This is a genomic window from Marinobacter sp. (assembly GCF_033722195.1).
Lineage (GTDB): Bacteria > Pseudomonadota > Gammaproteobacteria > Pseudomonadales > Oleiphilaceae > Marinobacter.
Window position 1 is genome coordinate 1 of sequence record NZ_JAWVZL010000110.1, and the last position, 9,080, is coordinate 9,080.

General features: G+C 61.2%; 9 protein-coding genes. All 9 read left to right on the plus strand.

Annotated elements, in window-relative coordinates; all coding sequences use genetic code 11:
- A partial coding sequence (locus R3280_RS14465; RefSeq protein WP_318999323.1) for a formylglycine-generating enzyme family protein occupies positions 1-657 on the plus strand: 657 nt, incomplete at its 5' end.
- 236 nt (positions 658-893) lie between these two features.
- Complete coding sequence (locus R3280_RS14470; RefSeq protein WP_318999324.1) at positions 894-1,871, plus strand: LLM class oxidoreductase; 978 nt, start codon at positions 894-896, stop codon at positions 1,869-1,871.
- 184 nt (positions 1,872-2,055) lie between these two features.
- Complete coding sequence (locus R3280_RS14475) at positions 2,056-2,640, plus strand: SCO family protein (protein ID WP_318999325.1); 585 nt, start codon at positions 2,056-2,058, stop codon at positions 2,638-2,640.
- On the plus strand, positions 2,637-4,151 hold the full coding sequence (locus R3280_RS14480) for a methyl-accepting chemotaxis protein (protein ID WP_318999326.1): 1,515 nt from the start codon (positions 2,637-2,639) through the stop codon (positions 4,149-4,151). The genes R3280_RS14475 and R3280_RS14480 overlap by 4 nt, the downstream gene beginning before the upstream one ends.
- Positions 4,152-4,255: 104 nt before the next feature.
- Positions 4,256-5,257: a thiosulfate ABC transporter substrate-binding protein CysP gene (gene cysP / locus R3280_RS14485; protein ID WP_318999327.1), complete on the plus strand. Its 1,002-nt coding sequence runs from the start codon at positions 4,256-4,258 to the stop codon at positions 5,255-5,257.
- Between the two features lie 81 nt (positions 5,258-5,338).
- Positions 5,339-6,151: a sulfate ABC transporter permease subunit CysT gene (gene cysT / locus R3280_RS14490; protein ID WP_318999328.1), complete on the plus strand. Its 813-nt coding sequence runs from the start codon at positions 5,339-5,341 to the stop codon at positions 6,149-6,151.
- A 1-nt stretch (position 6,152) separates the two neighbouring features.
- Positions 6,153-7,016, plus strand: coding sequence for a sulfate ABC transporter permease subunit CysW (cysW, locus tag R3280_RS14495; protein WP_318999329.1), 864 nt, complete (start codon positions 6,153-6,155; stop codon positions 7,014-7,016).
- Entirely contained in the window at positions 7,013-8,116 is a 1,104-nt protein-coding gene (locus R3280_RS14500; protein ID WP_318999330.1) for a sulfate/molybdate ABC transporter ATP-binding protein, read from the plus strand. Before cysW ends, R3280_RS14500 begins: the two co-directional genes overlap by 4 nt.
- 273 nt (positions 8,117-8,389) lie before the next feature.
- Positions 8,390-9,080 (plus strand): HAMP domain-containing protein (locus R3280_RS14505; protein ID WP_318999331.1); only part of this gene is annotated, 691 nt, incomplete at its 3' end.

Genomic DNA, 9,080 nt, shown 5'->3' on the forward strand with positions numbered 1-9,080 from the left:
GAGCGAGCCCAAGACTATACCGTGGAAGCTGGATTTGACTGGGCATTGGTCATACCAACCACCGCCAATGACGACCCGCTGTCGCCCAATTACTACAAGAAGCCGGTCAGAAGTCCCAACTATCAGGAAGCCGAAGGCTACTGCGCATGGCTAGCCGAGAAAACGGGTGTCGCTTTTTCCCTGCCCACCGAAGCACAGTGGGAGTTCGCCGCCCGCAGTCGGGGAGCGGATGTCCTTTACGCCACCAATGATGGCACAGAGCGCAACGACACCTATCTGCAGCGGCCAGATGAATATATCGATCCCAGAACCCCACCATCCGGCAATATGCTCAGCCACTCTGCCCTCATTAAGGAGCGGCGTCCGGTTGGAAGCTACCCGCCCAATCCTTTGGGTCTCCATGACATGTCAGGGAACGTCGCCGAGTGGACCCGGGACTGGTATGACGAGAAGGCCTATCAGCGTATCGAGCCACACAACCCGCAAGGACCGGAAGAGCCCGTAGATCCGGAAAAGCCCGAGAAAGTTCTCAGAGACTGGGCAGGTCGAGGAGGCCATTTGGGAGGTGGCGGAACTGTTTTTGTCAGAGGTGGCGTCCCGTTAAACGCAAGCAACGGCTTCCGCTGCGTCGTCAATCAGACCACGCCGGTCAACTGAGCCTGTTTCTGGCTGTTTGAATCGCCGGCTTGGAACTGCCGGAGTGCGCCAACCTGAGGTGTCTCGTTATCTAGCCCTCTGGTGGCCTGAGCTTTCGTTCACGTGCCGGGACTAACGCCACCTTCGGCCACTGCAAATAACACCAAAGAGCCATACCGGATTGCCGGCACCGGGCCTAGGCTGTCAGAAACCCTCCCCGGGCCTAGCCATGGGCCCTTTGGTTCACGGTGACTGGCATGAGCAGTGAGCATCGCCCTCTGGCCCTGGTGGCACCGCCCACGACCCCCGGCTTCCGCCGTATGTTCGCCACGGGCAAGCTGAGCCTGGGCCTGTTCTTTCCCATCGCCGCTTACCGGGGCGAAGAGCCGCCGTTGGAGGACCAGGCGGAGCTGGCCAGAGCTGCGGACGAGGGTGGCTTTGCGGCACTCTGGACCCGGGATGTCCCGCTGCGGGACCGGGAGTTCAATGACTTGGGGCAAGTTCTCGACCCTTGGGTCTGGATGACCTACATACTGCCTTATGTGAAACAGGCGAGCCTGGCGACCGGGTCGCTGATCCTGCCTCTGCGCCATCCCGTTCATACCGCCAAGGCCGCCACGTCGCTGGATTATTTGTCTGGCGGTCGGCTGGTGATGGGCCTGGCCTCCGGCGACCGGCCGGCGGAGTTTCCCGCTTTTGCCGTCGATCATGGCCACCGTGGTGAGCTCTTCCGCGACAGTTTTGAGTACCTTCAGAAACTGGTCAGCGAGACCTATCCCATGGTGGACTCGCCCCTGGGGCGGCTGTCCGGTGCCGACCTGGTTCCCAAGGCTGGCCATGGCCGCCTGCCGCTGGGGATGACCGGCGGCTGCCAGCAGTCGCCGGACTGGCTGGCCCGGCATGGTGATTTCTCCCTCACGATTTCCCGGCCCCCGGAGCAGCAGGCGCGGTACATGGCCCAGTGGCGCCAGTCGGTGGCGGAATCCGGCTGCAGCTTCGAGAAGCCGGTGGCCCAATCCCTCTACCTGGATCTGGCGGAGGATCCGGACGAGTCCCCCAAGCCCATTCACCTGGGTTACCGGCTGGGGCGCAACTGGCTCATTGAGCTGCTGGGGGCGCTGGAGCAGATCCGCGTCGGCCACGTGGCCTTCATGCTGCGCTACAGCCGCCGACCGGTGGCGGAGGTGGTGGACGAGCTTGTCCGACATGTAGTGCCGCGCTTTCCCTGTTGCTGACAGGAGTCGTTTCCGCTGCTTTGTCCTGGCCTCGGTCCGGCTTATCGATGTTTGTGCCGGGCAGACTAACATTCATATGAAATGCGCCAAATTATGAGTAGTGGTTTCTATCCACTGATCGAAAAACCGCAGCCCCCGTATCATCTTTCCAAACAAACATTGATCTGATGGGCGGTGTTTACGGATGAAGATTGGACTCCCGAAGACAGCGGCTATCTTTATGGCAGCGGGTCTTCTTGCGCTGGCATTGCCGGTCATGCCAGGGCTGCTGAAGGGTAACGCTTTCTATGGCTGGCCGATGCAGGGCGATCTGTACCCGGATTTGGTCGAGAGCTCGAACGGATCGGCTCATACCTTCGTCACGCTGGGCTACCTGGGTTGTGGCGATGTTTGCCCCACCCAACTTGCCACACTGGCCGAACTGGACGGATTGCTCAAGGAAGCCCGGGTTCGGTTTCGGTTTGTCACATTGGCTCCGGGCTTGGATAGTGAAGAGCGGATGCATACCGTGATGAGCGGTTTGGGAAGCCGCTTTGACTGGACCCGGCCAGCCAGCGAAAGGAGCGCTCAGGCCCTGGCAAGGGACTTGGGTGAGCGGGTGGCCTCAAGGCCCGAACAACACGGTGAGCCGCAGTGGCTGCACCCTGGTCATGTTTATCTGCTGGACCCCTCAGGCAGAGCGCTACTGGCGTATCGGGGCAGTTTGCTGGAGCCGGAGAGAATGCGAGACGACCTAAGACAGTTGCTGGCTGAGGAGCCGAAATCATGATATCCCAAAATCGGACGATCGAGCGCGTGCAAAGTATCGACAAGTACATGTTGCTTCTGATTCTGGCTCATGTTCCTGTGGTCGGGCTTATGGTGCCGCTCGGCTACGGCACTACGACATTTGCCATCGTCGCTTCGGTCGCCATAGGTCTGATTGCAGGCATTGGCTATACCGTGATGAAAGGCCATAGGGCATTTTCCGCACTGGTTGCGGTTTGCTTGATGCTTTTCTCCATTGTCATGATCCAGGCCCAGATGGGACGCATAGAAATGCATTTCCATATTTTTGCGGCCCTGGCCTTCCTTCTGGTTTACAAGGATTGGCTGCCCATTCTGGTGGGGGCGGCCACCATTGCCGTTCATCACTTCCTGTTCACAGCATTGCAGCTTAATGGTGTGAGCATCGGGGGCATGCCCATCATGGTCTACGACTATGGCTGCAGTTGGTCGATCGCTTTTCTCCATGCCGCGTTCGTCATTTTTGAAACCGGTGTGCTGCTCCTTGTGGCGCGTCAACAGGCCCGGGCCCAGAAAGCGGCAGACCAGATCATGACGGCAATTGAACATTTCGAGCGCAACAACGATCTGAGCGTAAAAGTGCCCAACCTTGACGATGATCCTGCCGTTCGGGCTTTCAATCAGATGATGGACGGTTTCAGTGGCCTGGTCGGGGATCTCAAGCAGTCCATAGGCGATATTGCCCGCTCCTCCGATGAGCTCTCCGTCATCAGCGAGCAAACCAACAGTACCGTCCAGGGTCAGACCGAGCAGTCGGCGCAGGCGGCAACGGCGACCAACCAGATGTCCGCGACCGCCCAGGATATCGCCGCCAGCGCAGCCCAGGCAGCGCGCGCAGCCGAAGAGGCCACTGCCGAGGCCGCATCCGGCAAACAGGCCGTGAATGCCGCCATCTCTGCGACGGATTTGCAGAACAAGGTACTGGGCGACACAGCTCATGCGCTTTCAAGACTGACCAAGGATGTCGGAAGCATCGCCGAAGCCGCATCGGTCATTCATGGTATTTCAGAGCAGACCAATCTGCTGGCGTTGAATGCGGCGATCGAGGCAGCCCGTGCCGGTGAAGCCGGTCGCGGCTTTGCGGTTGTTGCGGATGAGGTCCGCAGCCTGTCGAGCAAAACCCAGGCTTCAGCGGAGCGGATCCAGCAGATGATCCAGACCCTGGAGAAGGCCACTGATGAGGTTGTTCGCTCCATGAGCGCCGGCCAGGAACAGGCGGGACGAACCGCAGAGCATGTCACCGCCTCCGGAGAGGCGATCGAGAGGATCCTGATGGCGATTCAGCGGGTTCAGGAAATGAATGACCAGATTGCGTCGGCTGCGGAAGAGCAGTCGGCGGCGTCAGAGCAGATCAACCAGAGTATGAATGCCATCTCAGGTCAAGCATCCTCGATGTCCGAAAAAGCGGCCGATGGCCGGGAAATTTCCGATCTGATCAAGCGCACTCTGATGAGTCTGCGCCAAACCGTGGAAGCCTATAAAACCGCGTCTTAGAGATTAACGGGCTATCGTTATGAAATTATAAGATTTCTAACGGTTATCGCTTTCTGTTATTTTGCCCGGCAATCATCATTCACTGCGGACAACGAGGTTTTCTCATGCTCAAGCAATGGCTTACGGTAGCTGCCCTGAGTGCGGCCCTGGTGATCCCGCCGGCCCAGGCCGCGGAGAGGGAGCTGCTCAACACCTCCTACGACATCGCGCGCGAGCTGTTCGCCGAATACAACAAGCTGTTCAGCGAATACTGGCTGGAGAAGACCGGTGACACGGTCAACATCAAGCAGTCCCACGCCGGCTCCTCCAAGCAGGCCCAGGCCATCATCCAGGGTCTGGAAGCGGATGTGGCCACCTTCAACCAGGTCACCGACATCAACATCCTGCATGAGCGCGGCAACCTGATTCCCGAGGACTGGGCCACCCGACTGCCCAACAACAGCTCGCCCTACTACTCCACCATGGCGTTCCTGGTGCGCAAGGGTAACCCCAAGAACATCGAGAACTGGGACGACCTGGTGAAGGACGGCGTGGATCTGGTCATGCCCAATCCCAAGACCTCCGGTAATGGCCGCTACACCTACCTGGCGGCACTGGGTTACGCCAAGGACCGCTTCGGCGACGACCAGGAGAAGATCGACGCCTTCATGGCGGACCTGCTGGGCAGCGTGAAGGTGTTCGACACCGGCGGCCGCGGTGCCACCACCACCTTCGTGGAGCGCGGCATTGGTGACGCCCTGCTGACCTTTGAGTCGGAGGTACTGAACATCGCCGACATGTATGAGGATGGCGCCTACGAGGTCATCACGCCCAAGGTGAGCTTCTTCGCCGAGTTCCCGGTCACCTGGATCGACAGGTACGTCGAGCGCAACGGCACCGAGGAGCTGGCCAAGGCCTACCTGGAGTACCTGTACAGCGAGCCTGCCCAGCGGATGCTGGCCGGCTTCAACTACCGGGTGCTGGATGAGACGGTCAAGGCCGAGATGGCGGACCGCTTCCCCGAGGTCAAGCTGATGTCCATTGACGAGATCGCTGGCGGCTGGGAAAAGGCCATGGAGACCCACTTCACCAGCGGCGGCAAGCTGGACCAGCTGCAGCGTCGCTAAGGCCCGACCGTGCTACCACCTTCCACCCAGCCGGGGGCAGCCGCTCCCGGCAGCCGCCGCAGGCCGCGGCAAAGGCGGGTATTGCCGGGATTCGCCCTGAGTCTCGGCATTTCGCTGTTTTTCGTCAGCCTGGTTCTGCTGCTGCCGGTCACCGGCCTGCTGGTGGAAACCTCTGGCATGGGCTGGAGCCAGTTCTGGTTCGTGATCACGGACCCGCGGGTGGTGGAATCCTACAAGGTCACCCTCTGGACCGCCCTGGCGGCCTCCCTGTTCAACGGCGTCTTCGGTCTGCTGCTGGCCTGGGTGCTGGTGCGCTACGACTTCTTTGGCAAGCGTTTGATTGACGCTGTGGTGGACCTGCCGTTTGCGCTGCCGACTGCGGTGGCGGGCATTACCCTGGCCACCCTGTTTGCCGAGAGCGGCTGGTACGGCCAGTTCCTGGCCAAGCTGGGCATCGAGGTGGCCTTCACCCCCCTGGGCATCGTGGTGGCCATGGCCTTCACCAGCCTGCCGTTTGTGGTGCGCTCGGTGCAGCCGGTGCTGGAGGATCTCTCCGCGGAGGACGAGGAAGCCGCCATGAGCCTGGGTGCCAGTGACGGTCGGGTCTTCCGGCGGGTGATTTTCCCGGCGCTCTGGCCGGCACTGATGACCGGCGTAGCATTGTCCTTCACCCGCAGCCTGGGGGAGTTCGGCGCCATCATCTTCATCGCTGGCAACATGCCCTATGTCAGTGAGGTCACCAGTCTGATGATCTTCATCCGGCTGCAGGAATTCGATTACGCTGCCGCCAGCGCCATTGCCTCGGTGGTGCTCATGGCTTCGCTGTTGCTGTTGTTCGCCATCAACCTCTGGCAGGGTCGCTACCTGCGCCGTCTGGGTGGGGGTATGGGCTGATATGAACCGGACCGTCCACCACCGTGTTGGCGAGCAGCCCTGGGTGCGCCGACTGCTGATCGGGCTGGCCCTGCTGGTCACCCTGGTGATGCTGGTGATCCCGCTGGTGGTCATCTTTGCCGAGGCTTTCAGCGCGGGCTGGGCCACCTACGCCGATAACCTGCTGGAGGAAACCACCCTCCACGCCATTGGCCTGACCCTGTTCGTGGCGGCGCTGACCGTACCCATCAACCTGGTGTTCGGGGTGGCGCTGGCCTGGGCGGTGACCCGCTTCCAGTTCCCCGGCCGGCGCCTGCTGATCACCCTGATCGATATCCCGTTTGCGGTGTCGCCGGTGGTGGCGGGCCTGCTGTATCTGCTGCTCTACGGCAACAACGGCTGGCTTGGCGGCTGGCTGAGCGAGTACGGCGTCCAGCTGATGTTCTCCTGGCCCGGTATCGTCATGGTCACGGTGTTTGTGACCTGCCCGTTCGTGGCCCGGGAGCTGATTCCACTGATGCAGCAGCAGGGCAGTGAAGAGGAGGAGGCCGGCGTGGTGCTGGGCGCTTCCGGCTGGCGGCTGTTCCGCAAAGTCACCTTGCCCAACATCAAGTGGGCGCTGATTTACGGCGTGGTACTGACCAACGCCCGGGCGGTGGGGGAGTTTGGCGCGGTGTCGGTGGTGTCCGGCAACATCCGCGGCGAGACCAATACCCTGCCGCTGCAGGTGGAGCTGCTCTACCAGGACTACAACATTGTCGGGGCCTTTGCCGCCGCCTCGCTACTGGCGGGTATCGCCATTCTGACGCTGGCGATCAAGGGCTTCGTGGAATGGCGCCAGGCTCGTGAAGAAAACCAGGCGCCGGCTATCAGGGAACAAACATGAGTATTCAGATCGACGGGGTCAACAAGTTCTTCGGCAACTTCCAGGCCCTCCACGACATCGACCTGCACATTCCGGATGGCCAGCTGACGGCCCTGCTGGGGCCCTCCGGCTCCGGCAAGACCACGCTGCTGCGAATCATCGCCGGCCTGGAAACCGCCGAGCGCGGCCGCATCCTGTTCCATGGCGAGGACGTCAGTGCCCTTCACGTGCGGGACCGGAACGTGGGCTTCGTGTTCCAGCACTATGCGCTGTTCCGGCATCTCACCGTGGCCCAGAACATCGCCTTCGGCCTGGAGTCGCTGCCCCGGGGCAAGCGGCCCTCCAAAACCGAAATCAGGGAAACGGTGGAACGCCTGCTGGACATGATCCAGCTGCCGCAACTGGCCAACCGCTACCCGGCCCAGCTTTCCGGCGGCCAGAAGCAGCGCATTGCCCTGGCCAGGGCCCTGGCCACCAAACCCCGCATCCTGCTGCTGGATGAGCCGTTTGGCGCACTCGACGCCAAGGTGCGCAAGGACCTGCGCCGCTGGCTGCGCAGCCTGCACGACGAGTTCCACTTCACCAGCGTGTTCGTCACCCACGACCAGGAGGAGGCCCTGGAGCTGTCCGACCAGGTGGTGGTGATGAGCGAAGGTCGGGTCGAACAGGTGGGCGAGCCCACACAGCTGTACGCCCACCCCCGCAGCCGCTTCGTGTTCGACTTCCTCGGCCACGTCAACGTGCTGGAAGGCGAGGTGTTGGAAGGTCGGCTCAGCCAGGGCAGCGCCTGGATCGCACTGCCCATGGCCACTGACGCCCGTACCGCCCAGCTCTACCTGCGCCCCCACGAGGTGCGGCTGGCGGACGAGCCCACCACCGAGGCCAACCTGCCGTTCCGGGTCGAGGCGGTGAGCCTGATCGGCGCCGAGGTGAGGGTGGAGCTCAAGCCGGACGGCTGGGACAGCGACCGGATCTGGGAAGTGGGTATCAGTCATGCCGAATTCAACCAGCGCGAACCCAAGCGCGGCGATACCTGTTACGCGCTGCCCCGGGTGGGCCACCTGTTCGCCGGCGAAACTGCCGGGCCGGTGACGCTGGACTGGGCGGGCACCGGCCGCTGAAACATGTGATTGCACCTAAGTGGTCAAAAGTGACAACAAAAAAACATTTTTTGTAACATCGATTTCCCCACACAAGCGTACTAACTTCTGAACACGGCCTTGACGCGGGTTCCCTCTAGCCCGCTTCGGCCGTGTAGTGGCCCATGACATTGATGTCCGGGGCTTTCGGCTTATAAATCTGCCTCAATTGTCCCGAGACCAACTATGTCAACGCCTAAACTTACCCATCGTCTGTCAGTGGGCATGAAGCTCGCTGCCGGATTCGCAACTCTCGTGCTTCTGACGATTATCATCGCAACGACGGCGGGTCTTGCACTTCAGGGCTACGCCGACCGCTCATTGGTTGTCGCTGATGCCAGCATGGTCAAGAGCTACGTGCTGGATGCCCGCACTGACGAAAAAAACTTTGTTATCAGCCAAGAGTCCCAGTACATCGGTCGCGCCAAAGAGCTCGTTAACTCAGCATTCGAGAGAACGATATCGCTCAAGGGCGCTCTTAAGATACCTGAAGACCAGCAGCGGCTGGCCGTTATCCGGGACAGTCTGAACGCCTACGATAAACTCCTCGACAAATTGGCACTCAGCCTCGACCAGCCCTCGGAGGTTCTTGCCGGCATTGAGGCAGAGCTGGCAGCGAAAGGGCGTCTTGCAGCCGACACTGCGGATGAGCTTCAGGATGTCCAGATGGAGCGTATGGCGAAGGATTACAGCAGCGCCATGAATACCATAGTGGTTGCGGCCGCTACCGTGGTGGTGCTGGCCACGTTGCTGGGCTGGCTGCTGACCCGCAGCATCACCCGGCCCATCAACGAAGTGGTGGAGGTTTCCGGCAAGGTGGCTTCCGGGGATCTTTCGGTCACGATTCACAGCGACCGGGGCGATGAATTCGGCAAGCTGCTGGCCGCCTTCGATACCATGGTCACCAACCTTCGCGGCCTGGTGAAGGAAATCGGCAATGGTGCGA

What these genes read in the sequence shown, in the direction of transcription:
- cysP (WP_318999327.1), top strand. Translation starts at nt 4,256, where the DNA reads ATGCTCAAGCAATGGCTTACGGTAGCTGCCCTGAGTGCGGCCCTGGTG.
- R3280_RS14500 (WP_318999330.1), top strand. Translation starts at nt 7,013, where the DNA reads ATGAGTATTCAGATCGACGGGGTCAACAAGTTCTTCGGCAACTTCCAG.
- cysW (WP_318999329.1), top strand. Translation starts at nt 6,153, where the DNA reads ATGAACCGGACCGTCCACCACCGTGTTGGCGAGCAGCCCTGGGTGCGC.
- R3280_RS14470 (WP_318999324.1), top strand. Translation starts at nt 894, where the DNA reads ATGAGCAGTGAGCATCGCCCTCTGGCCCTGGTGGCACCGCCCACGACC.
- R3280_RS14480 (WP_318999326.1), top strand. Translation starts at nt 2,637, where the DNA reads ATGATATCCCAAAATCGGACGATCGAGCGCGTGCAAAGTATCGACAAG.
- R3280_RS14475 (WP_318999325.1), top strand. Translation starts at nt 2,056, where the DNA reads ATGAAGATTGGACTCCCGAAGACAGCGGCTATCTTTATGGCAGCGGGT.